Source organism: Thalassospira povalilytica (genome assembly GCF_002844235.1).
Classification (GTDB): domain Bacteria; phylum Pseudomonadota; class Alphaproteobacteria; order Rhodospirillales; family Thalassospiraceae; genus Thalassospira; species Thalassospira povalilytica.
Window position 1 is genome coordinate 132,882 of sequence record NZ_PGTS01000006.1, and the last position, 26,009, is coordinate 158,890.

At 53.9% G+C, this 26,009-nt stretch carries 24 protein-coding genes; 8 read left to right on the plus strand and 16 right to left on the minus strand.

Annotated elements, in window-relative coordinates:
• Window positions 1-60 precede the first annotated feature (60 nt).
• On the plus strand, window positions 61-1,221 hold the full coding sequence (locus CU041_RS16025) for a GNAT family N-acetyltransferase (RefSeq protein ID WP_101247674.1): 1,161 nt from the start codon (window positions 61-63) through the stop codon (window positions 1,219-1,221).
• Window positions 1,222-1,389: 168 nt separating this feature from the next.
• On the opposite strand, the gene CU041_RS16030 is transcribed toward CU041_RS16025, so the two are convergent.
• The 6 genes from CU041_RS16030 to CU041_RS20705 form a co-directional block, all read right to left on the minus strand.
• Window positions 1,390-3,072 carry a methyl-accepting chemotaxis protein gene (locus CU041_RS16030; RefSeq protein WP_101247675.1) on the minus strand — a complete coding sequence of 561 codons (1,683 nt, stop codon included), beginning with the start codon at window positions 3,070-3,072 and terminating at the stop codon, window positions 1,390-1,392.
• A gap of 11 nt (window positions 3,073-3,083) precedes the next feature.
• Window positions 3,084-3,701, minus strand: a complete 618-nt coding sequence (locus tag CU041_RS16035; RefSeq protein ID WP_068518560.1) for a hypothetical protein — start codon at window positions 3,699-3,701, stop codon at window positions 3,084-3,086.
• Between the two features lie 530 nt (window positions 3,702-4,231).
• Complete coding sequence (locus CU041_RS16045) at window positions 4,232-4,771, minus strand: hypothetical protein (RefSeq protein WP_068518562.1); 540 nt, start codon at window positions 4,769-4,771, stop codon at window positions 4,232-4,234.
• Between the two features lie 101 nt (window positions 4,772-4,872).
• Window positions 4,873-7,194 carry an ATP-dependent Clp protease ATP-binding subunit ClpA gene (gene clpA / locus CU041_RS16050; protein ID WP_068518563.1) on the minus strand — a complete coding sequence of 774 codons (2,322 nt, stop codon included), beginning with the start codon at window positions 7,192-7,194 and terminating at the stop codon, window positions 4,873-4,875.
• A 3-nt stretch (window positions 7,195-7,197) separates the two neighbouring features.
• Window positions 7,198-7,524, minus strand: coding sequence for an ATP-dependent Clp protease adapter ClpS (gene clpS, locus CU041_RS16055; protein WP_008890601.1), 327 nt, complete (start codon window positions 7,522-7,524; stop codon window positions 7,198-7,200).
• Between the two features lie 293 nt (window positions 7,525-7,817).
• Complete coding sequence (locus CU041_RS20705) at window positions 7,818-8,315, minus strand: phasin family protein (RefSeq protein ID WP_170310277.1); 498 nt, start codon at window positions 8,313-8,315, stop codon at window positions 7,818-7,820.
• A 13-nt stretch (window positions 8,316-8,328) separates the two neighbouring features.
• On the opposite strand from CU041_RS20705, the gene CU041_RS20710 reads away from it, so the two are divergent.
• On the plus strand, window positions 8,329-9,261 hold the full coding sequence (locus CU041_RS20710; protein ID WP_170310278.1) for a hypothetical protein: 933 nt from the start codon (window positions 8,329-8,331) through the stop codon (window positions 9,259-9,261).
• A gap of 249 nt (window positions 9,262-9,510) precedes the next feature.
• On the opposite strand, the gene CU041_RS16065 is transcribed toward CU041_RS20710, so the two are convergent.
• Window positions 9,511-10,224 (minus strand): hypothetical protein, encoded by a 714-nt coding sequence (locus tag CU041_RS16065; protein ID WP_233433135.1) that lies wholly within the window; start codon window positions 10,222-10,224, stop codon window positions 9,511-9,513.
• 331 nt (window positions 10,225-10,555) lie between these two features.
• Here CU041_RS16065 and CU041_RS16070 point away from each other — a divergent pair, with 331 nt between their 5' ends.
• Complete coding sequence (locus tag CU041_RS16070; protein WP_228196562.1) at window positions 10,556-11,746, plus strand: D-alanyl-D-alanine carboxypeptidase family protein; 1,191 nt, start codon at window positions 10,556-10,558, stop codon at window positions 11,744-11,746.
• A 123-nt stretch (window positions 11,747-11,869) separates the two neighbouring features.
• Here the strand turns inward: CU041_RS16070 and pgmG are convergent, their stop codons facing one another.
• The 6 genes from pgmG to CU041_RS16100 all read right to left on the minus strand — a co-directional run bounded on the left by pgmG (window position 11,870) and on the right by CU041_RS16100 (window position 18,216).
• Window positions 11,870-13,285, minus strand: a complete 1,416-nt coding sequence (gene pgmG, locus CU041_RS16075; RefSeq protein WP_101247679.1) for a phosphoglucomutase/phosphomannomutase PgmG — start codon at window positions 13,283-13,285, stop codon at window positions 11,870-11,872.
• Window positions 13,286-13,293: 8 nt separating this feature from the next.
• Window positions 13,294-14,610: a UDP-glucose dehydrogenase family protein gene (locus tag CU041_RS16080; RefSeq protein WP_101247680.1), complete on the minus strand. Its 1,317-nt coding sequence runs from the start codon at window positions 14,608-14,610 to the stop codon at window positions 13,294-13,296.
• A gap of 80 nt (window positions 14,611-14,690) precedes the next feature.
• Complete coding sequence (gene galU, locus CU041_RS16085; protein ID WP_101247681.1) at window positions 14,691-15,578, minus strand: UTP--glucose-1-phosphate uridylyltransferase GalU; 888 nt, start codon at window positions 15,576-15,578, stop codon at window positions 14,691-14,693.
• Between the two features lie 112 nt (window positions 15,579-15,690).
• A complete protein-coding gene (locus CU041_RS16090) occupies window positions 15,691-16,401 on the minus strand; it encodes a J domain-containing protein (protein ID WP_233433136.1) in 711 nt (236 codons plus the stop codon).
• Between the two features lie 125 nt (window positions 16,402-16,526).
• On the minus strand, window positions 16,527-17,249 hold the full coding sequence (locus tag CU041_RS16095; RefSeq protein WP_101247683.1) for a hypothetical protein: 723 nt from the start codon (window positions 17,247-17,249) through the stop codon (window positions 16,527-16,529).
• 67 nt (window positions 17,250-17,316) lie between these two features.
• On the minus strand, window positions 17,317-18,216 hold the full coding sequence (locus CU041_RS16100; protein ID WP_101247684.1) for a division plane positioning ATPase MipZ: 900 nt from the start codon (window positions 18,214-18,216) through the stop codon (window positions 17,317-17,319).
• Between the two features lie 194 nt (window positions 18,217-18,410).
• On the opposite strand from CU041_RS16100, the gene CU041_RS16105 reads away from it, so the two are divergent.
• From CU041_RS16105 to CU041_RS16120, 4 genes are all read left to right on the plus strand, one after another.
• Complete coding sequence (locus CU041_RS16105) at window positions 18,411-19,436, plus strand: hypothetical protein (RefSeq protein WP_233433137.1); 1,026 nt, start codon at window positions 18,411-18,413, stop codon at window positions 19,434-19,436.
• Between the two features lie 46 nt (window positions 19,437-19,482).
• Window positions 19,483-20,619, plus strand: a complete 1,137-nt coding sequence (locus tag CU041_RS16110) for an NAD(P)/FAD-dependent oxidoreductase (RefSeq protein ID WP_101247685.1) — start codon at window positions 19,483-19,485, stop codon at window positions 20,617-20,619.
• Window positions 20,620-20,732: 113 nt separating this feature from the next.
• Window positions 20,733-21,827 (plus strand): hypothetical protein, encoded by a 1,095-nt coding sequence (locus tag CU041_RS16115; RefSeq protein WP_233433138.1) that lies wholly within the window; start codon window positions 20,733-20,735, stop codon window positions 21,825-21,827.
• Between the two features lie 146 nt (window positions 21,828-21,973).
• Window positions 21,974-22,564, plus strand: a complete 591-nt coding sequence (locus tag CU041_RS16120) for a 2-hydroxychromene-2-carboxylate isomerase (protein ID WP_101247793.1) — start codon at window positions 21,974-21,976, stop codon at window positions 22,562-22,564.
• 113 nt (window positions 22,565-22,677) lie between these two features.
• Here the strand turns inward: CU041_RS16120 and CU041_RS16125 are convergent, their stop codons facing one another.
• Window positions 22,678-22,911, minus strand: a complete 234-nt coding sequence (locus tag CU041_RS16125; protein ID WP_068518736.1) for a hypothetical protein — start codon at window positions 22,909-22,911, stop codon at window positions 22,678-22,680.
• 586 nt (window positions 22,912-23,497) lie between these two features.
• Between CU041_RS16125 and CU041_RS16130 the strand changes: the two genes are divergently transcribed.
• A complete protein-coding gene (locus CU041_RS16130; RefSeq protein WP_101247687.1) occupies window positions 23,498-24,556 on the plus strand; it encodes a Glu/Leu/Phe/Val dehydrogenase dimerization domain-containing protein in 1,059 nt (352 codons plus the stop codon).
• A gap of 94 nt (window positions 24,557-24,650) precedes the next feature.
• Here the strand turns inward: CU041_RS16130 and CU041_RS16135 are convergent, their stop codons facing one another.
• Window positions 24,651-24,884, minus strand: a complete 234-nt coding sequence (locus CU041_RS16135; protein ID WP_068518577.1) for a (2Fe-2S)-binding protein — start codon at window positions 24,882-24,884, stop codon at window positions 24,651-24,653.
• A 156-nt stretch (window positions 24,885-25,040) separates the two neighbouring features.
• Window positions 25,041-25,670, minus strand: coding sequence for a BON domain-containing protein (locus CU041_RS16140; RefSeq protein ID WP_068518578.1), 630 nt, complete (start codon window positions 25,668-25,670; stop codon window positions 25,041-25,043).
• Between the last annotated feature and the right edge of the window lie 339 nt (window positions 25,671-26,009).

Consider the following 26,009-nt stretch of genomic DNA (forward strand, 5'->3'; position numbering starts at 1 on the left):
CAAAAACAAAGACCCGCACGGGTCACCAACCGCATGACAGCCTGATCAGGGGATAAAGAATTGCCTGCCGAAATCAAAACCGTCACCGATATCCACACCATCGGCCAAGCCCAGTGGGATAGATGTGCCGGTACGGACAATCCGTTTGTCAGCTTTGCCTTTTTGTCGGCGATGGAAGACAGCGCATCGACAAATGCGCAAACCGGCTGGCAGCCGTTTCATCTGGTATTGAATGATGAAGCAGGCCAGGCAATCGGCATTGTGCCGCTTTATGTCAAAGCCCATTCTTACGGCGAATATGTGTTCGACTGGAGCTGGGCCGAGGCCTATGAGCGGGCGGGCGGGAAATATTATCCCAAACTGCAATCAGCCGTGCCGTTTTCCCCGGTTCCGGGACCCAGATTGCTGGTAGCCAATGACCATCCCGATCCGGGTTCCGTACGGCGCATCCTGATTGACGGGTTGGCAATGTTGCCCGAAAAGCTTGGCATGGCGACCCTGCATGTGACGTTTTGTCACGATGATGAAAGCCGCCTGATGGAAGACGCAGGTTTCCTGCGACGCAGCGGCATCCAGTATCACTGGCATAATCGCGACTATCAGAATTTTGACGACTTTCTTGCCGCGCTGAATTCGCGCAAACGCAAGAACCTGCGCAAGGAACGCAAGCAGGTTCTTGATGCCGGATACCGGTTTGAATCACTCCGCGGTGATGACCTTAAACCCCATCACTGGGACCGGTTTTACCATTTCTATCGCGATACATCCGGTCGCAAATGGGGACAGGCCTATCTGACCCGGACGTTTTTTGATCTTCTGCATGAAAGATTGCGCGACCGCACGGTTCTGGTGGCGGCTTTTCGCGATGATGAAATGGTTGCCGCTGCGCTTAACCTGATTGGCAACGACACCCTTTATGGTCGTAACTGGGGCACGATCGACCGCACGCCGCTTCTGCATTTCGAGACCTGCTATTATCAGGCAATCGATATCGCCATTGCCCAGGGCCTTAAAACGGTCGAGGCCGGCGCACAGGGTGAACATAAAATCCAGCGCGGCTACGAGCCGGTCATAACCCACTCGGCACATCTGATTGCCGATCCGGGGCTTCGGCGGGCTGTCGCGCAATTCCTTAGACAGGAACAAACCCATATCGCGCAGGACCGGGACTATATCCTTGCCGAACATAGCCCCTATCGCAAGGTTCAGGCCCCCGACTAATTTACGCCGGCTAATTTACGCCGACTAATTCGCGCGGATTAAATCGTACTTCCCAAATCACGCGGCCCAATCCCCGCGGGCAGAAGCATGCCGTCCAAAACAGCATCGCCAAAACAAAAAGGCGCAAGGTTGCCCTTACGCCTTTTAAAAGATCATTTTCAAGCAGGCCTAGACAGTCCGGACGTCGTCCAGGAAGCCGTTGACATGTGTGCGCAACTCATCGTTGGCAGCGGCAAGTTTGCCAACACTGTCGAGCTGTCCGTTCGACAAATCACCGCTTTCCGTGGTCGCCACTGCAACGCTTTTAACCGCGTTGGAAATGGCGATATTGCCGTTTGCAGCACCTTCGACACTGCGCGAGATTTCCTCGGTCGCGGCCCCCTGCTCTTCGACGGCACTGGCGACAACCGACATCAGTTCGTCGATTTTCTGGATCGTGTCGGCAAATCCACGCACGGCTTCGGCCGCGGCACCGGATTCACTTTGCATTTCAACGATCTTTGCCGTGATTTGCTCGGTCGCCTTGACGGTCTGGGATGCCAGGTTTTTGACTTCGCCTGCCACAACGGCAAAGCCTTTGCCCGCCTCGCCCGCGCGCGCTGATTCAATCGTTGCGTTCAGGGCCAGAAGGTTGGTCTGATCGGCGATGTCACTGATCAGATTGACGACTTCGCCAACGCTTTGGGCGGCTTCGTTGAGTTTTTCCACCCGTTCATTGGTCCGTTCGGTTTCACCGACCGCAATCTGGGTGATTTCGGTAACCCGGGCAATCTGCGACGAGATTTCCGAAATCGACGCCGAAAGCTGTGCGGTTGCCGATGCCACCGTTTCGATATTGGTGGATGATTCTTCGGCCTGTTCGGCCACGTTCTGGGCATCCTGATTGGCCCGAACCGCATGTGACGTCAGGATTTCGGATGCAGAACGGACTTCATCAAGGGCCGCATTCACGGAACTCAGGACATCCTGGATTTTTTCGTCAAATCCTTTGGTCAGGACACCCATTTTCTTGGTGCGGGCGACCTGGCGTTCGGCTTCGACTTTTTCCTGTTCGGCCATGCGGGCACGTTCGCGGGCATTTTCCTTGAAGACTTCAAGCGACTTGGCCATTGCACCGACCTCGTCATTGCGCTTCATATCAAGCGTTTCGATATCGAGGTTGCCCGATGCAAGGCTGCCCATGGCTTCGGTCATTTTGCGGATTGGCGTTGCAATCATCCGCGACAGCGTCCCACCGAACAAGGCGGCCATCGCAATCAGCAGCACAACACCGACACCCAGTGTAACCTGGAAAATCTGCATGGCCTGATCGACCTTGCTTTCGACATCAAGCACAAGCTGGTCAATCGCCTTGGCCAGATCACCGGCAATCATGCTGACGCGATCGGACAGTTCACGCGGTTCACCCGATGCTTCGATCGCGCGAGCATGGTTCACCGTCAGATAGTGACGCATCAGCTTCGCCTGTTCGCCGGCAATCTCTTCCCAGCGGTCAATTGCGCCATCCATTTCCTCGATCAAGGTCGCGATTTCGGCATTGATCGAGCTATACCCCTTAAGCACGTCTGTGCGGGTGTCGATTTCCTCAAGCGACTTCTGATAGCTGAGCAACCCTTCGCGGTCGCCGGTGGTCAGGAAATAGATCAGTTCCTGGCGGGCCATCAGATAGGCGCGGTCAAGGTTGCGATAATCACGTTCAAAGGTGGAAAGATAATCGCGCTGTTCATTGGCGTTTTTGACCTGCATGGTCGCAAACATGCCCGCGGCGGCAACCATCAGGATCACGGCAATCATGATCGCAAAACAGGTTGTCAGTTTGGCGGGGATGGAAAGATCCTTAAAGAAATTCATGACGTTTCTCCCTACTGACTGCCGCGCCGCACGAGTTCATTCAAATTGACCTCAATGGTCACAGCGCCAATCGCCTGCTGGTTTTCGTCGCTCATGGTCATGTTGAGCTGGGAACGCCAGGAATCAGACTCTTCGTTATATTCTGCTTCGTCGATAAAGACGGCATTGGGCCCCTTGGGGAAAGTATTCTGGAACTTGCCCTCGTCGCCCTGCCAGAAGTCCGACGTGATCGAACTCTGTCCGACATTCAAGCCCACCGCATCCATGACGAAAATTTCGGCATAAAGACCGCCGGAACGGGCCTGCACCTGGGTCAGATAACTGGAAAGCGGATTGGTAAGAATTGCCGCCACAAGGGGCTGATCATCGGCTTCGCGTTCGGCGCGCCATTGTTTGTCCGCGGCGTCAATCTGATCCTGCGTCATGTCTTTTCGCAGACGGTTCTGGGAATTGATCGACAAAGCCACGACCGGGTTGGCCAACCATCCCCGGATATCCTTGATAAGCGCATCTGTAATCAGATCATTCGGATTGCCTGGCAGCTCTGCCTTGGCCATGGCAGCCTGCGGCACAGCAAATATCGCTGCCGCAAGTATCCCTGTCAGGACCATACTTCTCGTAGACTTCATCGGTTTCCCTCCCACAGCTTTGTTTGCAGCCAAGAAAGCACTAACTAAAAGTATAGGTATTTATACCAAAGGAAAAGCATCCATACAACTTTTTGTTAGAAACAAGGCATTAGCGGAAGCGCACGGGTAGACTTCCACACGATTCAATATGTGGATTGCGGGCACATCGACAAGAGTACCAGTTACAAGCTTTTGAAATCCGGGAAAGAAAAAAGCGGCGGAAAAACCGCCGCTGAGTTTGGTTGGGACACGAGCAAACTGCAGAAGATTACGTTGTTCCAGGCGCGAAACGCGCCCCTGCAAAGAACAACTGTCCGACATGACATAAGCAGGAAGCGTGCCAACTTTTTAAATCCGTGAAAAATCGCAATTTTTAGGGATTTTTCATCGAAACCGAACCTGACCATCTGAACAGGTTCAAATGATCTTTGCATTTCAAAATGCAAAGATTGCAAAATGCAACAATCAATCTTTGCATTTTGCAAATTGCAATTCCAAAACACGCAACAGGTCTGACTTTCACCGGGCAATCAGCGGCGGCGCTTTTTCTTCTGCGCCCCGAAATTCAGCAAGGCTGGTGCTTTTTCGATGATTTCTTCAAGAATGGATTTGGCCGTTTCCAGATCATCGCGCGCGGATTCATCAAGCTGACTGATATAGCGCGGATCAGAGATCATGCGCTCTGCCTCGTATAAAGTGCGCAGCTCGCTCTGAAACATTTCGCGCGCACCAAGCGGCAGGTTTTCCTTGGCACTCATGACAAAGAAGAACTTCAAACTGGTCTTGATCACCAAACGCAGCATCAGGACCTGAAGCTTATGAAACTGGCCTTCCAGTTCTTCTTTTTTCGGATGCGACTCAAGCTTGTTCATCCGCTCTTTGATCACCAGCGACAAAGCCTTGAAGTTATCGACCTCCTCGCGGAAGGGTCGATACCCGGTAACATCCATCTTGTCGGTGGTTTTTTCCAGATTGTCGGCCAACGCAATCAGCTTGCGCGCACGCAATTCCAGCCGGGAAAGGAATTCCTCGACCTCTGTTCGATATTTTCTTTGTGCAGCCTGGCTCATCGTGTTCTGGCGTTCTTATTTTAAAATTGTGCCCGGGAAACAACATCCCGGGCACAATTTAACCGCCAATGATTAACAACACACCAAGTCCGGGTGTCGTTTTACCCTTCAACCATTTCCGGGTTCTTTTTGACGTGTTTCTTGTCATCGCCATCTTCCGGATAGCGGAAGATGACCGCATCGTCTTCAATGTCGACAAGCACTGCCCCGCCTTTGGACAGCTTACCAAACAGAAGTTCCTCGGCCAGCGGCTTTTTGACATGCTCCTGAATCACACGGCCCAACGGACGCGCACCAAAGGCAACGTCATACCCACGTTCCGCCAGCCAGCTTCTTGCGGCTTCGGTTAGTTCGATCGACACATTCCGATCAGCAAGCTGAACTTCAAGCTGCAAGATGAACTTGTCGACAACCATCTTGACCACTTCGGGCTGCAGATTGGCGAACGGAATAACCGCATCCAGACGGTTACGGAATTCCGGCGAGAAGGTGCGCTTGATCGCCTCTTCATCTTCGCCGATCCGCATTTCGCGCTTGAAGCCGATGGGCGGCTTGGCCATGTCCGATGCACCGGCATTAGTGGTCATGACCAGAACGACGTTGCGGAAATCAACGGTTTTGCCGTTATTGTCCGTCAGCTTGCCGTGATCCATGACCTGAAGCAGGATGTTGAACAGGTCCGGATGGGCCTTTTCAATTTCATCAAGCAGAACCACCGCATGCGGGTGCTGATCAACAGCATCGGTCAGAAGACCGCCCTGATCAAACCCGACATAGCCCGGCGGCGCACCGATCAGGCGCGACACGCTGTGTCGTTCCATATATTCTGACATGTCAAAGCGGATGAATTCAATCCCCATGACGGTTGCCAGCTGTTTGGTGACCTCGGTCTTGCCAACCCCGGTCGGCCCCGAGAACAGATAGCTGCCAATCGGTTTTTCAGGTTCGCGCAAGCCCGCACGCGCAAGCTTGATCGCACTTGCCACCGCCTCGATCGCCTTATCCTGGCCAAAGACAACGGTTTTCAGATCACGTTCAAGATTTGCCAATGCCTTGCGGTCATCGGTCGAAACCGATTTTGGCGGGATGCGGGCAATTTTCGCGACGATTTCTTCGACGTCGCGCTTGCCCACCGTGCGCTTGCGCTTGCTTGGTGCCATCAACATCCGCGATGCACCGACTTCGTCAATCACGTCAATCGCACTATCAGGACGCTTGCGGTCATTGATATAGCGCGACGCCAGTTCCACCGCCGAACGCAGGGCTTCGTTAGTGTATTTGACCTTGTGATGATCCTCGTAATAGGGCTTCAGCCCCTTGAGGATCTTGACGGTATCTTCTTCGGAAGGTTCTTCGACATCGATTTTCTGGAAACGACGAACAAGGGCGCGGTCCTTTTCAAAATGACCACGGAATTCCTTGTAGGTCGTCGACCCGATGCAGCGCAGCGAACCGCTGGCCAAGGCAGGCTTGAGCAAGTTGGACGCATCCATTGCCCCACCCGATGTTGCCCCGGCACCGATCACAGTGTGGATTTCGTCGATGAACAGGACCGCACCTTCATATTCTTCGAGTTCCTTGACGACCGCTTTCAGGCGTTCCTCAAAGTCCCCGCGATAGCGGGTCCCGGCCAGCAACGCGCCCATATCAAGGGCAAAGATCGTGGCATCCGCCAGAACTTCGGGCACGTCACCATCATTGATACGACGCGCCAGCCCTTCGGCGATGGCGGTTTTGCCAACACCCGGGTCGCCCACATAAAGCGGGTTGTTTTTGGTACGACGACACAGTACCTGGATAGTGCGCTCGATCTCGCTTTGGCGACCGATCAACGGGTCAATCTTGCCCTTCTGGGCTTTGACATTCAGGTTGACGCAATACGCCTTAAGAGCCTCACCCTCGGCCGGGCTGCTGTCGTCACCTTCTGGCGGCATACCGGCAACCGGCTCTTCATCCGCACCGCGCGGGATGCGACGTTCATTAAGCTCGGACGCCTTGGCAATGCCGTGGGAAATGTAATTCACCGCATCAAGACGGGTCATATCCTGAAGCTGCAGGTAATAAACCGCGTGCGATTCCCGTTCCGAGAACAAGGCGACCAGCACGTTTGCACCGGTTACTTCCTCGCGCCCGGATGACTGGACATGGATGGCAGCCCGCTGGATAACACGCTGGAACCCGGCAGTCGGTTTCGGGTCGATCAGCCGGGCGCTGATCAGACCGGAAAGTTCGCTGTCGGCAAATTCCAGAAGGTCTGACCGCAAGCGATCAATATCGACCCGGCATGCCTTGAGCACGGCGAGCGCATCCTGATCTTCGGTCAGAGACAGAAGAAGATGTTCTAGAGTGGCATATTCGTGGCGGCGCTCCGACGCATATGCGAGCGCACGATGCAGGCTTTCTTCAAGATTGCGCGATAGCATATGTCACTCCTTCTCTAAGGTACACTGCAGCGGATGCTGATTCTGGCGGGCCAGATCCATGACCTGGTTAACCTTGGTCTCCGCAATTTCGTACGTAAACACACCACATACTCCAACGCCCTTGCGGTGAACCTGAAGCATGATTTCGGTGGCCTCTTCCCGGCCCTTCTCGAAAAACCGTTCCAACACGTGCACAACGAACTCCATCGGAGTGTAATCGTCGTTCAGCAACAGCACCTTGTACATGGACGGCTTTTTCGTCTTGGGCCGTGTCTTTGTTACGATCCCCGTGTTTGGCAGATCAGTGCCGTCATTATCCTGTTCAGTCATCGTCTACTTACCGGAACCCTTATTTCCTGCATGAACTTCATGATAGGTCATTGCCAGGCTCTTTCAAAGGCCGCAGCTTAAAATCGTGTCACTAAATTATCGTCTATCTTCAATTCATTTAGGCTGAGAATGACACGCTGCAAGATCACCCGATAAACTTCATGCAAACCCGGGTGTCGGCACGGCCCGAAAACGGCGACAAATCACGCAAGCCCAAAAGAAAACGGGCATAACGCGATGTCATGCCCGCCTTGATCTTCATTGCAGAATACGGAAACCCGAACGTTTTGGGATCATTTCATCACGGCATTTGCTGCTTTTGACATTGCGGTGATGCTGTCGGTCATGGCCGCAAACATGATTTCCTGAACCTTTTCGGTTTCGGCAACGCTGCTATCGACGTAACGCTTAAGGATTTTTGCCTGCAAATCCTGAATATCAGACAGGCTTTCGGCCTTGACCAGGGCGTCGATATCGGCTTGCGATGCTTCGATTTCACGTTGCATCCATCCAGCAAGTTCCGTTCCGATCCCCCCGGTCTTTTCAAACAGGGTCATGGAAGCCTGCAATGCCTCGCCAATGTTTTTCTGCTGTGCTTCGATGATTTCCTCGCACTGGGCCGCCATGCGCGAGCCCGCACCGGAAAACACGTCTGACTGACCGGTCATGGTATCGAAAAGCTTGCTGAATGCTTCGTTGGCAACAGAAATGCTTTCCTCGATCGCATCGCTTCCCGCAGTCATGATGGCATCCATTTCAGGCGCCTTCCACAGCGCAAGATAACTTTCCATGGCATCCTGATCCATGAACATCGCACCAAAACCGAACACATCATCATTTTTCGCTGATGGCGCAGGCGTTGCTGCGGCTTTGGCAGTATCGGTCGATGCTGCCACGATTTTGGGGGTTGATGGTTTTGCAACAGGCTTGCTGGCAGGCTTTGCTGCGACCGCGGCAGCGGCCTTTTTGGGAGCTGCTGCTTTTTTCGGGGCTGCGGAGGATGTGGCTTTTTTGGCTGCTGGCGCAGACTTGCTTGTCGTACTCACGGTACTCGCCCTTTCAGTATCAGAAGAGGTAACTGGCGCGCTTGACTGTTCGGGGGCCTTGGCAACCGATCGCGGTTTTGCCTCTGCCCCGGGTTTTGCCGACGCGGATGGAGATGGCGTGGCGGATGAAGCAGACTTTTTCGGCTTTTTCACAGTAGCCGACGCCGACTTTTTCGACGCCGGGGATGCCACCGGCTTGGTCTGTTTGGGGGCGTCACTCTGCTTTAAAGATGGAGTCGCCGGTTGTGCCGCCGTACTTTTTGCCACCGACGCTTTTGCAGGATCTGCGGCTTTTTCCGAACCGGATGTTGCGGCTTCGGATGGCGTTTTTGATACCTCAGCTACCGGCTTTTCCGGGGTCGCGGCGGGGGATGCAGACGAGGAAGCCGATGCCGTGCTTGCAATCACCTCTGATTTTGAAACAGCAGGCTTTGCGTCAGCCTGCTTTGCGGCCGCTTCGATTTCAGATGACGTCATCACGACACGCTTTACGGCACCCTCAGACGCTACCGCCGGCTTTGAAACAGATGTGGATTTTTTGGCGCTGCCCGACGCAGCAGGTGACGCCTTGGCAGCAGCCGAGACCTTTTTGCCAGATCTCGCAGAGGTCTTTTGTTTTGAAACAGCCATTGCTTCTAACCTCGTTCTTGCCGGGGCAGATGCCCCAAATTCATGTTGCATTGCAACATAACCCTAGATGGAATTACCCACAAAGGTCAAGACCAGTTTGGTGACAAAACCGCGACGCAAAGCACAGCCGCCCTGATAAAATCAGCACATCACACCCGCCCGTCGAATTGCGGTCGATCAAAAGCACAAACCAAACAAGCATCTAACAGCTTGTACTGCGCGCACTTGACCCACCGGGCACACCAAAAAAATAACGGGGACGTTTTCCCAAACATCCCCGTCATCGTGATCGCATTCTGAATTTTATGGCTTAGCGCAGCATGTTTCCGCGCACCGTCCGATAAAATGTCCCGGACTCGTTGTTTTGAATGGTTTGAACCTGGGCAGCAGATTGAGACCGCGCATTTTCCTTTGCCGGCGGTTCCGGCAATTTGCGGTCGATGCTTGAAAGCTCGGTCAAAACTGCCGGGAACTGGAGTGCACGCAGATCGTCAACACCCGACATCCAGGTCGCAAGCGTCACATATCCCGATGAACATCCAAGTGCGACCCAGTAATAGTCATCAGAATAAAGCCGGATACCGTCGCGATCTTTCTGGGTGCCGAATCCGTCCTGTTGCAAGGCATCGGTGATCGCGATGTAATCATCACGCCCGATCACATCGGTTGCGTGCTCCCCGCCGAACGCACCAAGGGGCGCGTTGATTTCGACATTGATTTCCTTGACCTGTGCCGGGCCGAAAACGCGGGTTGTCAGGTCAAATTGCTGATTACCGGCATGCGGATCAAGCTCGAAGACGCGCACTTCGTCGTAATAATCCGCATTATAGATAATGCGAATCCGCCCTTCTGCATCGCCAGCAGAACATGCCGTGCGCAGGTCATCGGCGTTCAGATAGGAAAACCAGGCTGACTTTCTGACCAGCGGATTGCTGATGTCGCTGTTTTGCGTATAGGAGCAACCAGCAAGCCCGATTGCAGCAACCGACAAAACAGCCAAACTGTTCAAACCGACGCGACGCATACCTATCTTATTGAGAAATGGGGCGATTAATTTAACCATTCGATCCTCGATTTTTTGCCGATCAGGAGATATAAAAGTGACGTTCGCGCAGAAAGATGGTCACAGAATGGCCGCGTTTAGAAAAGCCGAAAAATTGACGCTCTTAAACATTTGTTTAAGGCTGGGATGCGAAACTGGTCTTATTTAGTTCTTGGGGACTACCGAAAGCCGAGCCCGAATAATGCGTTTAACGACCCCTTCCGGGCCAAATGCGTTGGCCAAGACACCGCTTGTGACACGCAACAGTTTCTTGCGTGCCTGTTTGGCTGCGTTTTTGTGTCTGACAGCAATCATGCTTTCTGCGACCCTTGTCCCGAACAAGGCCATCGCACGAACCTATACCGCCATGGTCATCGATGGTGACACTGGTGATGTGCTTCATGAATACCGTGCAGACCATAAAGTGTACCCTGCGTCACTGACCAAGATCATGACGCTTTATATGCTTTTTGACGCGCTTGATAATGGCAAGGTATCGCTTTCAACCCCGATGAAAGTGTCCAAACGCGCCTGGGGCCAGGCCCCGTCGAAGCTTGGTCTTCAACCTGGCGAAACCATTACGGTCAAGGACGCGATCCTCGCACTGGTAACAAAATCGGCCAATGACGTTGCCGTGGTTGTAGCAGAACATCTTGGCGGAACCGAAATCAAATTTGCCCAGATGATGACCGCCGAGGCCCGCCGCCTTGGCATGAAGCGCACGACATTTCGCAATGCATCGGGTCTTCCCAATCGCGGGCAGATGACAACAGCGCGCGACATGATCACGCTTGCTGTTGCGCTTCGTAAGAATTTCGGCAGCTATTATCATTATTTCTCGACCCAGAAGTTCCGTTTTGGCAACCGTACCTATGGCAACCACAACAACCTTCTGGCGTCCTATTACGGGACAGACGGGATCAAGACCGGCTACATCAACGCATCGGGCTTTAACCTTGTGGCATCGGTCAACCGGAACGGAAAACGGTTGATCGGCGTGGTGTTTGGCGGCCGCACGGCCCGCACCCGCGATGACCAGATGAAGAAACTTCTGGATCGCGCCTATGTCGAACTGACCAAGGAAGGCGAAATTCGCGTTCCCCGGCCCCGCATCAGCCCGGAAGACAAAATCCTGCCTGCCGATGCACAGTTGCTGATGGCAAAGCGTGAAACATTACGCGAAGTCGAAGAACCGGGCCGGATTGATACCCAAACCGTTGTGACCCGTCTGAAACCGGAAACCAATAGCGGCTGGGCAATCCAGGTTGGTGCCTTCAGCGATCAGCGCCGTGCCCAGGAAGCCGTTCTTGCCGCGGCCCGCACCGCGCCAGATGTCCTGCGCCTGACCCGTGCTGCGGTTGAGCAACAGGCCAGCGGTACCGGCGTTGTCTATCGTGCGCGTCTTCTTGGTTTTGATGGCGAGAATGAAGCACGGGCAGCCTGTGCGGCCCTGCGTCGTGAAAACCTTGCCTGTATCCCGGTCAATTCCGGTGACGCGGGCTAAGCTCCGACCAAACCCCTGATACGAAAAAAGGCTGTCAGCTTTACCTGACAGCCTTTTTCTTTTGGATCGCAGTCCCGAACATTCAGATCAGGGCTTGAACCCAGATTTGGTTGGATCAGAAACCTAGTGCCCGGCACCCGGCGCAAAGAAATCATCCGATTTCAGTCCGCTTTTTACCAGCTGATCGGTGACCTGGGCCTTAAGCCGTGCGAGACCGGCATCATCACCGGCTTCACAGCGCGCAACAATTGCCGGCTGGGTGTTGGACGCCCGCAGCAACCACCAGCCGTCGTCGGTGCTGACACGAACACCATCGATGCCACTGACTTCGGCACCGGTTTCAGCCAGGCGTGCACGTACTTCTTCGATCAGGGCAAATTTGCGATCATCAGGGCATTCAATACGTGTTTCGGGCGTATTGACCGCAACCGGCATTGCTTCACGCCATTCCGCCAGGCTTTTGCCGCTTTGGACCAGAATGCGATACAGACGCACGGCGGCATAAGTTGCATCATCATAGCCGTAATAGCGTTCGGCAAAGAAGATATGCCCGCTCATTTCACCGGCGATCGGTGCTTTTGCCTCGATCATCTTTGTCTTGATCAATGAATGACCGGTTTTCCACATGATGGCATTGCCACCAAGGCGGTTTACCTCGTCAAACAGGGTCTGGCTGGCTTTGACATCGGCAATGATCGCTGCACCGGGTTTGCGTTCCAGCACATCAGCCGCATAGATCTGCAACAGCTGATCCCCCCAAAGAACATTACCCTTGCCATCAATCACACCGATCCGGTCACCGTCACCATCAAAGGCAACACCCCAGTCCGCGTTATGCTTGGCAACGGCGGCCTTCAGATCAACCAGATTGGCTTCGACTGTCGGGTCCGGATGGTGATTGGGGAAAGTGCCATCGACCTCGTCAAACAGCAGATGGTGGGTTCCCGGCAATTGTGCGGTCAATTTGCGCACAACATCACCAGCAGCACCATTGCCGCAATCCCAGACGATCGTCATCGGGTTGGGCACATCACAATCAAGCTCCGCCAAAAGACGCGTAACAAAACGGTCTTCGACGTCGATGTCGCTTACCGTGCCCTGCCCGGTTTCGAAATCACCGGCCGCAGCAATTTTGCCCAGCTCCTGGATGGCGTCACCAAAAACCGACTTCCCGGCATTGAGCATCTTGAACCCGTTATAGTTTGACGGGTTGTGAGACCCGGTCACCATGATGCCTGCATCGGTTTTTTCATCATAAACCGTAAAATACAGCATCGGGGTCGGGCCGCGACCAATACGTACAACGTCGCATCCGGTCGAAAGCAGCCCTTCTGTCAGGGCCTCGGCAAGTTCGGGGGAACTTAACCGTCCATCCCGTCCCAGGGCGACGCGCTTGCCACCGGAACGGCGCACCATGGTCCCAAAGGCCTTGCCCAATGCATGTGCATCGGCAGCATGAAGGGTCTGTCCGACCACACCACGCACGTCGTATTCACGCAAAACGGAACTGTCAAACTTGTATCCGGCGGAATTCGTCATAGCTTGGATTAGCCTCCAACAGTTGCACGTCCGACACAGGAATAGCTGAAACCGTTTTCTGCCATTTCGGTCGGATCATAAACATTTCGAAGATCGACAACGATCGGGTGCGCAAGCGCATCCTTGATACGATCAAGGTCCATACCGCGGAATTCGTTCCACTCGGTCAGGACAACCATCGCGTCTGCGCCGTCGATCGCGTCATAAGCACCATCGCAATATTCGATCCCGTCCAGAAGCTTCTGCGCTTCTTCCATTGCTTCGGGATCGAATGCCTTGATCCTGGCACCAGCAGCCGTCAGCGCCGGGATGATATCAAGGCTCGGTGCGTCACGCATATCATCGGTATTGGGCTTGAACGCCAGACCAAGGATGCCAATCGTTTTGCCCTCAACCGAACCGCCACATGCTGCGATCACACGATCTGCCATCGATTTTTTGCGTTTCGCATTCACATCGACCACAGTTTCAATAATGCGCAGCGGGCTGCCATGTTCTTGGGCGGTACGCACCAGCGCCAGCGTATCTTTCGGGAAGCAGGACCCGCCATAGCCCGGACCAGGATGCAGGAACTTCTTGCCGATACGCCCATCAAGACCGATGCCACGCGCAACGTCATGCACATCGGCACCAACTTTTTCACACAGATCGGCGATCTCGTTGATGAAGGTGATCTTGGCTGCCAGGAAAGTGTTGGCTGCGTATTTGATCATTTCCGATGTTTCACGCGTGGTGAAAACAATCGGCGTTTCAATCAGATACAGTGGACGATAAAGATCGGACATGACTTCGCGGGCCCGCTCGTCACTTGTACCGATGACAACGCGGTCCGGGCGCATGAAATCGCCAATCGCCGAGCCTTCACGCAGGAATTCCGGATTGGAAACCACGGCAAAATCGGCATCCGGGCGCTTTTCACGGATAATACGTTCCACTTCACGTCCGGTCCCGACCGGCACCGTCGATTTGGTAACGATCACGGTAAAGCCGTCCATTGCCTCGGCGATTTCTTCGGCCGCAGCATAAACATAGCTCAGATCGGCATGGCCATCACCGCGACGGGTCGGAGTCCCGACGGCGATGAACACCGCATCAGCATCCTTCACACCTTCTTTAAGATCGGTGGTAAAAGTCAGGCGCCCTGCTTTTACGTTATTTTCGACCAGAACATCCAGACCGGGCTCGTAGATTGGCATGATACCGTCTTCAAGACGGGCGATTTTTTCCACATCCTTGTCGACACAAACCACGTCTGTACCGAACTCGGAGAAACAGGCACCGGAAACAAGTCCAACATATCCGGTCCCGATCATTGCTACGCGCATGGATGTTTATTCCCAATTTAGAACGAACTGACCGAAACAGTTGTTGCCCGTTCCGGTCAGTTCTTGTTGAAATTCAATAATTATTCTGCTGCTTCGCCTTTGGCGAATTCATGAATGAGTTCGCGAACATCGTCGCGCATATCATCGCGCGCAAGCGCAAATGACATGGTCGCCTTAAGAAAGCCGATCTTGTTGCCGCAATCAAAGCGACGGCCTTCAAAACGGTATCCATAGAACGGAACGTGACCGATCATGGCTGCCAGTGCGTCGGTAAGCTGGATTTCATTGCCAGCCCCGCGCGGAATGTTTTCGAGAACTTCGAAAATACCCGGATCAAGGATATAGCGCCCGATTGCCGACAAGGTTGACGGCGCATCTTCGGGTTTCGGTTTTTCAACCATGCCGCATGCACTGACCAGACGGCCATTGGTGCCTTCGACTTCCAGAACGCCATATCGCTGGGTTTCTTCGCGCGGCACGTCCATTACGGCAACCATGTTGCCACCGGTCCGGCCATAACTTTCGACCATCTGCTTCATGCATGGCGTTTTGGCCTGGATAAGGTCATCTGCCAGAAGAACCACAAACGGCTCGTCCCCGACCAGAGACTTGGCACACAGAACCGCATGACCAAGACCAAGCGGATTACCCTGACGGGTATAGGTCACACGACCGTTTTCCGGGATCATGGCAAGTGCTGTTTCCAGCGCGTCGGTTTTTCCGCGTTCGGTCAGGATGGCTTCAAGTTCGGCGGAACGGTCAAAATGGTCTTCAATTGCCGTTTTGCCGCGACCGGTCACAAAGATGAATTCTTCAATGCCTGCGGCGATGGCCTCTTCAACAGCGTATTGGATAAGGGGCTTATCAACAACCGGCAGCATTTCCTTGGGCATGGCCTTGGTTGCTGGCAAAAAACGGGTTCCCATACCTGCAACCGGGAAAACAGCCTTCTTGATCTTTCTCGACATTCACAACTTCCCTTTTCAACCGCTGCACGCCCCTTCGTTCAGAAAGTGCAGGCAAATATGCTTCTGCCACATTTCAAGAACATCTATCAAGCGAGCGCACCAATAATTCACGCTAATCTTTACATAGCCGTAACAAAAGGCTTCGCGCGGTGTTGATTTGTGCAGCCAGATAGTCTGATCCCCCATGATCGGGGTGGACCGCCTTGATCTGGATCTTGTAAGCCCGATTAATTTCCGCGCGGGTCGCATTGGCCCCCACACCAAGGATTCGTCGAGCTTCATCTGCAGTCATGTCCGCCGTGCTGGCACTTTCGTTATTGCCCTGGCTTCTTTTGCCATTGTTACGGTCGTTTCCCCTGAAATGCGCATCGTGATCGCCATGATCTCTCTGTGGCCATTCCCGCCAACCCGAACAATCGGGCCGACGATCAAAATAGGCTTCCAGAACCGTCCGGCTTTGGTCCGTTGCACGACAACAGTCAACAAAAAGCAACTGCAGGCCGTCAACCCCCAAGCTGTCTAAATCTTTTCCGGCAAAGGATCCGGTCAGTACCGTTCCCTTCATTTGTCCGGTTTCAAGATCAAGCAGCATATGCAAAATTTCCGTGCGAATTTCAGATATTCCACCAACACCACCGGTGCTGGCAGATCCTCCGCCCATCTGTCCCGGACGCGCCCGGCGCCGGTAATGGGCAAAGACCCGACGAAACAATGGCCATAAAAAACCGAGTTTCATCATCCGCACCAAAAATGGCATTGTTACGGCCAAAGCTGCTGACATTGCGGCAATTTTACCGGTCAAAAGTAGCCAGATTGCAAGCAAGACCAGAAGCCCTACAATCAGGAACAGACCAATTTTGCGGACATCTTTCGGCTCGGCCTCAGCCAGCCAGCGGATCAGAAACCCGATAGCAACAAAGACCGCAATACCGATTAAAACCCACTGCATCAGGAACGTTTCCGCAATTGATGGCCAAGCATCAGGACATCATCAGACCCGGTTTTCTTCTGATACAAAGACAAACCGTCGTGCCCGCCGACCGCATAGCTTGCCACCGCGCCAAGCAATTTGCGAAGCTTTGCAGCAGAATGCGCATCAAACTGCATGAAGGCGCCACCCGTAATACGGGCAATTTCACCAAAGGCGAAACTGGCATCGCGGTCATTTCCTTCCTGGAACATGAAGGCCTTTATCCCCTTTAACGCCAGACGCCCGGCAATCGGCGCCAAATGGTCCGGGTTTTCTTCGATGCAGTCACCGACATAAATCAGGGCATTTATTTTGTGGGTGTCCGCTTCACGTTCGACATGGGCAAGAACACGCTCGATCTGGGTATGACCGGCATGGCAACTGACCTTTGAAATGTAGTTGCGCAGTGTGCCGGCATTGCGACACCACCCGCTTGCCTTGCATTCCGACAGACCGCGAAAGAACACAAGCTGAATATCAAGTGCGCCGATGCCATCCACCGCGTCAAACATTTCGGCCTGAATTTCCGCCGCCCGGTCCCAGCTTGGCTGGCGGCTGGCAGTTGCATCCATGGCAAAGATCAGTCGCCCCTGCGACGGGCCCGATGCCGGTGCATGCACAGCAAGATCACGCGCATTCTTAAGGAAGTCATCGACTTCCCTGCTGCTTGACGTGTCAGGGATAATATCTTTGCGGCTCACGGTGACCTGCCTGCTTTATATGTCGTTTGGACTGTGTCGGGTCCATCAAGATATAGGCCGCAGACGGTCAGATCGGCAACTCTTCGCCCTCTGCCGGTTTGAAGCCGATCACTTCGAGCAACGATCGCACTTCCTGACGGGCAGCCATATGGGACATGCTCATCGGGATACCGACACCTTTTTCCCGCAGGTCCAGCAATGTCAGCCCCTTGAGAAACAGCTCGCGGTAAATGACACGTTCCCCGAAGCCCGGCGCCTGACGGAACCGGATGCGGTCGGCAAGCTTTTCGACAATTTCGGCGATATCGCGCTTGTTACGGGCATCAAGATGGGACAAACGGTTGCGCATGACGATCCAGTCAATGGTCCCGCCATCAATCGCCGCCCGGCGTTTGCGCGCATCCCACACCATTTCGGCATAGATGCTGGGCCCCTTGATCGCCAGACTGTCGGGATCAATTCGCGCAAGCATGTCCAGATCGATGAAGCTGTCATTGATCGGTGTAATCAATGTGTCGGCACAGGCATGGGCAAGACGCGACAGATAATTGTCACTGCCCGGGCAATCCATGACCACGAAATTGCAGCTCAGAACCATTTCGCCCAACGCGGTCGTAAAGCGTTCGCGTTCGTCAAGCTTGGCCTCGTTGGCATCAGGAAGTTCGCTGCGATAGATCGGGCGATGATCGGGCACCGGAAGCTTCAGACGCCTTTTCTCGTTGAATGCCGTGCGGTTTTCGACATAACGCGTCAGGGTCCCCTGACGGGCATCGATATCAAGCGATCCGACCTTGAACCCCATCTTCATCAGGGAAACAATCAGATGCATCGCCGTGGTCGACTTGCCTGATCCCCCTTTTTCGTTCCCGATCACGATCACATGGGCGCGGTTGGACTGCGGTTGTTTGTCCGTCGCAGTCTGTTGGCCTGCGCTGTCCCCGTTGGCGCTGGTCTCTTGCACCGTCATGAATGTCTGCTCCGTTATTCAGGCTTATTGGTTGTGTCCCCAATGACCAATCACCCCAATGAGCCACTTTATCAGTAAAAATCAAGGTAAAAGAAACTCATCTCGACAATGTCGAACGACTGACCACTAGCCAATCCTTATGCACAAAGGTAAAGATAAGGGTAGCACAGCGCAAAAATGCGCCTGAAAACAAAATGAAAGGACGCGATGTGAGGTATCGGGCGGCGGTGTTTGGCGCCATATTTGCCAGCTTGGCGATTTCTGTGCCGCATGTGGCATCAGCCCAACAGGCCGGTGCATTTGAACAGATTCCCGCCGATCAAAGCCCCGTTAACTTTACAACACAGCTGGATGGCCAGACAGCCTTCCTGCGTCAGTATCGCGACAACAGCACGGTTTTTGTGGGTCGATGGTTCGCACCGCGCACCCCGAAGGAGCCGCAAACAGCCGCAAGCGACCTTTATCTCGAAACCGTTTACACGACATCCGCACCCGGTTTCCGGTTCAGCACCGCCATGGCACCGGACCGTCTGCTTGACATGTTTGACGCTCTAAAGGACCGCACCGCCATCAATGGCAAGGGCTTTGTCCAGGATACGCGCTATGGTCCGGTTGCACTGACGCCATTTGTCCGTCAGGGGTCACAATGCGTGGCCTTTGTCGGTCAGTGGGATCCGCAAACCCAGACACAGCGTGGCAGCCGTATTCTTGGCTATTACTGCACCCCCGGCCTTGTCCAAGCCCAGGCAGGCGTGGTTTCACCGCAAAATGCACTGCCGATGATCGACGCCCAGCAATTCGCCGCCGCGTTCTTTGGCAGACTGATGATCGAACTTCCGGAAAACTCGCCAGCCACTGCCGAAGTGGCCCCGTCCGTTGATGCCGATCAGCCGGCCGGAACCACGACACCGCCACCGACAGATGGCATCCGGATCACAACCAACTGGCAAGGCGTTCGCGGCACAGGCATGCTGCGTTTTGATCAGCCATCCGGCGAAGGCACCATGATCCTTGATGACGACCAGCGCCATTGCGAAGGTATCTGGCGCCACGAAGGCGGCGCATATCAGACCGGAACTTTGCCGTTCGGCAGCTGGTATGTTTACTGCAATGACAGCAGCTTTGCCCGCGGACATTACACCAGTGAAAGTGCGGCGACCGTTACCGGTGACGGACAGGACAACCAGGGACAGGCTGTTTATTTCCGTCAGGCAAACTGACCAGACACACATCATTCAAATTTCCGCCCCAACGAAACGACAGAATATGACCGCAGATATCCAAACAATCGTCATTGGCGCAGGCGTCGTCGGACTGGCTTGTGCCCGTTCTCTTGCCAATACCGGCCGTGAAGTTCTGATCATTGAACAGCATGATGCAATCGGCACGGAAACAAGTGCGCGCAACAGCGAAGTCATCCATGCCGGGATCTATTACCCGAAGGACAGCCTGAAAGCCAAACTGTGCATTTCCGGCAAGGAAATGCTGTATCGCTACTGCGCGGAAAATGGCATCGATCACAAACGCACAGGAAAACTGATCGTTGCCACCGCCAAGGACCAGCTTGATGCGCTTGGCGGAATTGAAAAAAAGGCCCGTGAAAATGGCGTGATGGACCTTGTCTGGCTTAGTCAGGAAGAAGCCCTTGAACGTGAACCCGCCCTGAATTGCGTCGGTGCCCTTCACAGCCCGTCCACCGGCATCGTTGATTCGCATCAGCTGATGGTGACGTTGCTGGGCGAAGCGGAAAATAACGGTGCCACACTTGCCCTCAATACAAAGGTCACATCAGTTGATCACGCAAACGGGCTTTACACGGTGACGACCCGTGATGCCGATGGCGAAGAAATGAGCCTGACCTGCGCCGAACTGGTGGTGGCAGGCGGATTGCACAGCCAGACGGTTGGTCGCAACTTTGCCGGTTTGCCATCCGACACTGTTCCGCCACAACATTATGCACGTGGATGCTACTTTACCCTGTCGGGCAAGGCCCCCTTTTCCACCCTGATCTATCCGGCACCTGAACAGGCCGGTCTTGGTATTCATCTGACGCTTGATCTGGGTGGACAGGCGCGGTTTGGTCCGGATGTCACCTGGGTTGATCAGCCAAATTACGATGTTCCCGAGGAGCGCCGGTCTGCCTTTGCCGAGGCCATCCGCAAATATTATCCTGACCTCAATGAAGATGCCCTTCAGACCGGTTATGCTGGGGTTCGCCCCAAAATTCAGGCCCCCGGCGAAGCCGCCTGCGACTTCATGATCGCTGATGAAAAGGTCCATGGTCTTAATGGACTTGTAATGCTCTATGGTATTGAATCACCCGGACTGACTGCGTCACTTGCGATCGGCGCCCGGGTAACCGACCTGATGACACAAAAAGGCGACATCCAAGCGGCATCGTGAAGCCATTTTGGGCAACCAGCGACGGATAAAGAATGGGAAAAGCACGCCAGAAAAATTCGGTTCGCACACAGGACAGGGCATTGCTGCCAGATGGCCGGCATCCTTCATCCACCATGTCGCGACGCCGTTTTCTTGCAAAAAGCATGTTGGGACTTGGCAGCGCCTTGATCGCGTCAAGCCCGCTTGCCCTTCATGCCCAGCAACTTGAACCATTTACCATTGCCCCGAACAGTCTGAGTTCCGGCCGCGGATCCGGGATTGATACCGGAAAGCCGAAAGTCGAATTCACCGACGAGATGCGTGACTATGTGATCGCCATCAGTCGTTGGGCAAAAAGCTATCGCAGCGACTTTTCGATTGTCGCGATGAACGGGCTTGAGCTGACCGAATATCTGGAAACCACCCTGTTTGCCGCCCGCGGCACCGCAGAACCCGCACGCGATTATTTGCGCGCCCTTGACGGCATCCTGACCGAAGCACCGTTTTTCGGTTATGACAATTACGGCGAACCGACCGAGGACGAGGAAAGCAAATATATCCTCGGCTACCTTGAACGGCTGAAATATGAAGGCCTGAAATATCTGGTCGTTGATTATACCGACAAACTCGGTGATATGCAGACCGCACGCCAACGACTTTCGGGGCTGGACGCCCTTTATTATGCTGCCCCGCCACCGGGCATGCAGCTTTCAAGTCTTGCGAAGGTCCCAAGAACTCCGATCAATTCCAACCCGCATGTGGTCGACAATCTGCGTCAGGCCAAAAACTTTGCCATGGTTCTGGACAGCTCGCCTTATGGCACCAAAGATGCCTATATCAATGCGCTGGCCCAGACCAATTACGATACGCTGATCATTGATCCGTTCCATCGGGGCACCATCCCGCTGACCTATGATGACATGAAGCGCCTGCGCTACAAAAAGACCGGCACACCGCGCACCATCATGGCCTATATCAATGTCGCGACGGCGGAAACATATCGCTATTACTGGCAAAGCAACTGGCGCGCCGGTTCCCCGGACTTTGTCGGCGAAGGCAACCTTCTGGCCCGCTGGGGTCAGGAACATCACGTCTATTACTGGAAACGTGAATGGCAAAGCCTGATTTATGGCAGCGAGAACAGTTATCTTGGCGGCATCATGAAACTGGGCTTTGATGGCGCCCTGCTTGGGGGTCTTGATGAATATGCCTGGTGGCTTGATTACTGATCCCGTTCTACCGAAAAACGACCTTCACGCATAAATGATCGTATCGTTATGCCTTCGCGACGACTGGCATTTGACGTCCTTGGCGGGCTTGGGCACTGTAGGGCATTGATAAAATATAATCTGCCTTGCAGAAACAGGAGGCCAACTTGTCCGAACCGATCATCCATTACTTTTTCGTCCAGTCGCCCTGGTCGTTTTTCGGTTTTCGCCGCGCCGTCGACATTGCCAAAAAACATGGCGTCGACATCATTCACAAGCCCTGCCGTGCGGCAGATGTCTGGGAACATGGTGGCGGAGTGCCCCTGGCAAAACGACCGAAACCGCGTCAGGAATACCGTTTGGTAGAACTTAAACGCTGGTCGGAATTTCTTGATCTTCCCATCAATCTGCACCCCAAATTCTTCCCGGTCGACGAAACCCTGGCCGCGCGGACCATCATTGCAGTCCAGGAAGACGGCAAGGATGTCGCAGACCTGACCGAAACCCTTATGGGCGACATCTGGCTTCGTGAACGCGACATCACCGATCCGGCGGTTATTCGCGACGCGCTTTCGGCAAGCGGGCTGTCGCTGGAATATCTTGAGAATGCCGACCTTCCGGAAATTGCCCGGATTTACGATGACAATTGCCAGACCGCGCGCGATCGCAACATCTTTGGTGTTCCGACCTATTTCGTTGGCAATGAAATGTTCTGGGGACAGGACCGGCTCGATTTCGTTGACCGCGCCCTTGGCTGAGTCCCGGGCTTGATCGCCTGCGAAAACATCATCCACAAACGAACGGGGCGGGAAATTTTCCCGCCCCGTTCGTTTGGTTTTTGATCAGATCAGCAACCAGATTTCTTGTCCCCTCAGACAAGGCGTTTGACGTGATCGACAACAAATCCGTCAGAGGACGGATAGGTGTTTTCGATCATGGCAAGGGCCTTCATCTCGTCGCAAGCTGCAACTTCACGGGTTTGCACATCCGCCCAGCGGTCGTCAAAGATATCGTGGGAACGGTTTTCCTTGACGCATTCGCGAACGGCCTGGTTGTGCAATTCAACTTCGAAAACGGTCTGGCGATGGTCTGTGAATGCAGACATTTCCGCCGATCTCCTTACTTTTTTGTCCGGCGGCGCCGCCCAGACGCCGTCGTGTCCTGAACCGGGAATCTCAACCACAAGATACCCAACCATCAGCTTACGTTTCGTGCCTTAACGAGCCGTAAATTGTCCGGTTAATTCGTATTTCACGGTTAATTGCTCCGGTTTCAAGTGCGATTTTGTCATAGCTGCATCTCCGTCAAACGCCCGGTCAGCGGTGATCAGCGCGCATAGCACGCAAAAAATCGCGACTGGAAAATTGATTGCCACAAATGCAGCTACAATACCGACCGGATCGCGTTTTTTATGCGCGATTTCCGATCAAAAAGAATCATATTCCGCCCCCAAATGGGTCACTTCCGCGCGCCGACAACATGCTGCAGCGCACAGGTCGCGAAATAATATTTCAAAGCAAATGCGCAATGATCATAAAATTCCACGCCATCATCACGCCCCAACCGAAACGTTCTTTTTTGGCTGTTCGATGAATTTGAAATTGATCGGATCGGCATTGCATCAAACATAAAAGAATAAGCAGGCATAAGCCTGCACCAGAACAATGATGCTGCCAGGAGGCTGCAATAGGATGAACGTCTTTTCCGATACCGCATTTGATGGCCATGAACAGGTCGTGTTTGCCAGTGACGAAACCACTGGCCTGAAAACCATCATTGCCGTCCACAATACCAATCTTGGTCCGTCGCTTGGCGGTTGCCGCATGTGGCCCTATGCCAGTGAACAGGAAGCCATTCATGATGTGCTTCGCCTGTCGCGCGGCATGACGTACAAGTCAGCCCTTGCCAACCTTCCGCTTGGCGGCGGCAAATCCGTAATCATTGGCGACCCGCGCAGCCAGAAGACACCGGAACTGTTCCGCGCCATGGGCCGCGCCGTTGAACAGGTGGGCGGGCGTTATATCGTCGCCGAAGACGTCGGTACCAGCCCCGAAGACATGGAACAGATCGCAAGCCAGACCAAACATGTCGGCGGCATCAATGACGGTTCCGACCCGGCCCGCACCGGTGATCCATCCCCGTTCACGGCCTATGGCGTGTTCATCGGCCTGAAAGAAGCCGCGCGCTTCAAATTCGGCAGCGATGATCTGACCGGATTGCGGGTTGCCGTTCAGGGCCTTGGCCATGTCGGCTATCACCTGTGTCAGATGCTCCATGATGCGGGGGCCAAACTGATTGTCGCAGACCTGAACAATAACAGCGTCACCGCCGCGGTTAATGCCTTTGGCGCCACCGCCGTTTCGGTCGACGATATCCTTGCCACCGAGGCCGATATTCTTGCGCCTTGTGCGCTGGGCGGGGTGATCAATGACAAGACCATCGAAAAATTGCGGGTCGGCATCATCGCCGGTGCCGCAAATAATCAGCTCGAACATGACCGCCATGGTGACATGCTGCGCGAAGCCGGCATTCTTTATGCCCCTGATTACGTCATCAATGCCGGTGGCGTGGTAGAAGTCCACTATTGCCGCGAAGGCAAGCCGGCGGCCGAAACCAACAAACATATCGAAGACATCGCGATCACCGTGCGCGAAATCTTTGAACGCGCCAAACAGCAAAACCTGTCGACCGGCTTTGTCGCCGACCGCCTGGCAGAAGAACGTTTTGGTCTGACTCGCAAGGCGGCCTGATCCAGGTAGAACCGTCTGGATCAAACAGGACAAGCCAAAAAGGCGAAGCTGTATATGCTTCGCCTTTTTAATATAACGATTTGATCAGGCGATCTTACTCCGCCGCGATCGGTGCGACGTTCGCGGTTACGGCTGCTGCATCATCGCAATCACAATTGCCGCATGTTTTTGCCTGCAACAATTCGGCGCGCATATGACAGGCGCATTTGCCGCATTGTGGGGCACAGCCATGGAAACGGAAAACTTCTGCCGGACGCGAAGCACCGCCTTCTTCGGCGGCACGGCGGACGTCTTTTTCCCTTAGCGCGTTGCAGATGCAGACATACATAAGTGCGATTGCAATCAGTTATTAATTACGTGCACTCACATCTAAGGTAACTGCGAATAGTTTTCAAACACTTTCGCAAGTTTCAGCGACAAAAAATTCCCCGCAGGGTTTAATCTCTGCGGGGAATTTTCGAAAAACTGTTTACTTACAGTAAGATCAGGCAACGCTTACATGGCTGACCACGCGCGATACACCTTTGATCCGGCGCACGATCGAAAGCACCTTATTGAGCTCCTCATCGGTTTGCGCTTCGCCCATGATATAGACGACATTCTGCACAGCCTGCCAACGATAATTGACGGAACTCACACCTTTTTCGGCCAATAACAATGCCTTAATCTGGCCTTCGATCCAGACGTCGGAAACGGACTGGGTGGCCGAATCCGCCGGCACGGCATTTTTGCCATACTGGTCTTCGGCGCGGTGATAGGCATCGATGGTTTCCTGATCGGCAATCACCAGATGATCATAGACCGTCTTGATGCGGTTATCCTGTTTGACCAGGGACATCACATCGTAATATTTGCCCTTTGAATCAACCATGCCGGTGACCATGACATTCTGTTTCCAGATGTCGATATTCACATCCATCAGATAGGTGTGATCCACTTTGGAAAACTCGCCAAGGATGCCTGACTTGATCTGGGTATCAAGCCACTGGTCGTTACCCGTGCGGTCTTCAAGCGGCATTTGAAGCGGTCCACAAGCAGCAAGCGGCGCTGCCAAAACTGCACAGACCGAAAGCGTCTTCATCACACTGCGCCAGCCTCGGTTAACCTTGATCATCAATGTTCTCCTTTTCATGCCTGCCCGGCATGGGTTCAAAAATATCGGGCGATCCGAATGTGTCACGATCCGTCATCCATTCTGAACAAACGCGACAAACCCTGATCTGTTCCTGTTTTAAAAGCCTGCTGCATCAAATCTGGTTCACCTTGCCCGGCTTCAGCCGGCCGGTTGTCCAGTGGTTCACACCACCGGTCCGGCCTTGTCCCTGTTGGCCTTCGTTTGATTTCGAACTGGGGCCTATATCGTGCAAAGTGGATCAGAATTAACGCAACGTGCTTTTGACTCTTTCATCTATTGCAGTGAATTTTGACAAAAAAAAGCCCGCCGCAAATGCGC

What these genes read in the sequence shown, in the direction of transcription:
- CU041_RS16030 (WP_101247675.1), bottom strand. Translation starts at nt 3,072, where the DNA reads ATGAATTTCTTTAAGGATCTTTCCATCCCCGCCAAACTGACAACCTGT.
- CU041_RS16035 (WP_068518560.1), bottom strand. Translation starts at nt 3,701, where the DNA reads ATGAAGTCTACGAGAAGTATGGTCCTGACAGGGATACTTGCGGCAGCG.
- CU041_RS16045 (WP_068518562.1), bottom strand. Translation starts at nt 4,771, where the DNA reads ATGAGCCAGGCTGCACAAAGAAAATATCGAACAGAGGTCGAGGAATTC.
- clpA (WP_068518563.1), bottom strand. Translation starts at nt 7,194, where the DNA reads ATGCTATCGCGCAATCTTGAAGAAAGCCTGCATCGTGCGCTCGCATAT.
- clpS (WP_008890601.1), bottom strand. Translation starts at nt 7,524, where the DNA reads ATGACTGAACAGGATAATGACGGCACTGATCTGCCAAACACGGGGATC.
- CU041_RS20705 (WP_170310277.1), bottom strand. Translation starts at nt 8,315, where the DNA reads ATGGAAAGTTATCTTGCGCTGTGGAAGGCGCCTGAAATGGATGCCATC.
- CU041_RS20710 (WP_170310278.1), top strand. Translation starts at nt 8,329, where the DNA reads ATGAACATCGCACCAAAACCGAACACATCATCATTTTTCGCTGATGGC.
- CU041_RS16065 (WP_233433135.1), bottom strand. Translation starts at nt 10,224, where the DNA reads ATGCGTCGCGTCGGTTTGAACAGTTTGGCTGTTTTGTCGGTTGCTGCA.
- CU041_RS16070 (WP_228196562.1), top strand. Translation starts at nt 10,556, where the DNA reads ATGCTTTCTGCGACCCTTGTCCCGAACAAGGCCATCGCACGAACCTAT.
- pgmG (WP_101247679.1), bottom strand. Translation starts at nt 13,285, where the DNA reads ATGACGAATTCCGCCGGATACAAGTTTGACAGTTCCGTTTTGCGTGAA.
- CU041_RS16080 (WP_101247680.1), bottom strand. Translation starts at nt 14,610, where the DNA reads ATGCGCGTAGCAATGATCGGGACCGGATATGTTGGACTTGTTTCCGGT.
- galU (WP_101247681.1), bottom strand. Translation starts at nt 15,578, where the DNA reads ATGTCGAGAAAGATCAAGAAGGCTGTTTTCCCGGTTGCAGGTATGGGA.
- CU041_RS16100 (WP_101247684.1), bottom strand. Translation starts at nt 18,216, where the DNA reads ATGACGGTGCAAGAGACCAGCGCCAACGGGGACAGCGCAGGCCAACAG.
- CU041_RS16105 (WP_233433137.1), top strand. Translation starts at nt 18,411, where the DNA reads ATGAAAGGACGCGATGTGAGGTATCGGGCGGCGGTGTTTGGCGCCATA.
- CU041_RS16110 (WP_101247685.1), top strand. Translation starts at nt 19,483, where the DNA reads ATGACCGCAGATATCCAAACAATCGTCATTGGCGCAGGCGTCGTCGGA.
- CU041_RS16115 (WP_233433138.1), top strand. Translation starts at nt 20,733, where the DNA reads ATGTCGCGACGCCGTTTTCTTGCAAAAAGCATGTTGGGACTTGGCAGC.
- CU041_RS16125 (WP_068518736.1), bottom strand. Translation starts at nt 22,911, where the DNA reads ATGTCTGCATTCACAGACCATCGCCAGACCGTTTTCGAAGTTGAATTG.
- CU041_RS16130 (WP_101247687.1), top strand. Translation starts at nt 23,498, where the DNA reads ATGAACGTCTTTTCCGATACCGCATTTGATGGCCATGAACAGGTCGTG.
- CU041_RS16135 (WP_068518577.1), bottom strand. Translation starts at nt 24,884, where the DNA reads ATGTATGTCTGCATCTGCAACGCGCTAAGGGAAAAAGACGTCCGCCGT.
- CU041_RS16140 (WP_068518578.1), bottom strand. Translation starts at nt 25,670, where the DNA reads ATGATCAAGGTTAACCGAGGCTGGCGCAGTGTGATGAAGACGCTTTCG.